A 774-nucleotide genomic window follows, 5' to 3' on the forward strand; every position below is an offset into this window, starting at 1 on the left:
GATTGATACCGAAAACCAGTTCTCAAGCACCACAAAAGTTCCTATAGGCCTGTGTCCGTTCCATCGGCTGGAGATTCGGCGTGGAAAAAGAAAAACCCAGCGGATATGCTGGGTTTCAATGGCGACCACGGCCAGACTTGAACTGGTGACCTCCGCCGTGACAGGGCGGCGCTCTAACCAACTGAGCTACGCGGCCATTGTCTGTTGAGTAACTGACAACAAAAGAAAATATTACGGCAAAGAAAGGGTTTTGCAAATCTCGGCGTGTCGTGGAGTTGTGTGTGGGTGGGGTGTTCTTCCGTGCGCCTTCTGCCGTGCCGAATCGCGGCAATGTTCCTGCGTTTCCTCTATAAATTAGGGTATGCGACAAGATGTGAATATGCCGGTGCAATCCGATGGAAATCAAAGCGGCGCGAAGAGTGCGAACGATGCGTGTGACGCGCGGAATGCGCAAGAGGGGCGTCAGTCGGGAAATCCGGCCCTGTACGGGCGCAAGGTGCTTTCCTTCGTCAGGAGGTCGGCGAGGCTCGACGCGCGATTGCAGCGCGCCTGGGACAATTATTCCGACGTCTATCTGCTGGACGTCAACGCGGGCGAGGGGTCGTTGGATGTTCGCGAAGGTTTCGTTTTCGATGCGGCGTATGTCGGCGACGCGTGGGGCAACGACAATCCGCTGATCGTGGAAATCGGTTCCGGCCAAGGCGAGAACGTGGTCGCGGCGGCGGCCGCGCATCCCGATGTCAATTTCCTGGCGTTGGAGGTCTATGACCCCGG

At 57.0% G+C, this 774-nt stretch carries 1 tRNA gene and 1 pseudogene; one reads left to right on the forward strand and one right to left on the reverse strand.

The window, feature by feature from the left end:
• Positions 1 to 119 precede the first annotated feature (119 nt).
• A tRNA-Asp gene (locus tag B3C64_RS05040) sits at positions 120 to 196 on the reverse strand.
• Between the two features lie 165 nt (positions 197 to 361).
• Between B3C64_RS05040 and B3C64_RS05045 the strand changes: the two are divergent.
• Positions 362 to 774 (forward strand): annotated as a pseudogene (locus B3C64_RS05045) (tRNA (guanine-N7)-methyltransferase); the annotation flags it as partial.

This window comes from Bifidobacterium sp. UBA6881 (genome assembly GCA_002451435.1).
In the GTDB taxonomy this organism is placed as follows: domain Bacteria; phylum Actinomycetota; class Actinomycetes; order Actinomycetales; family Bifidobacteriaceae; genus Bifidobacterium.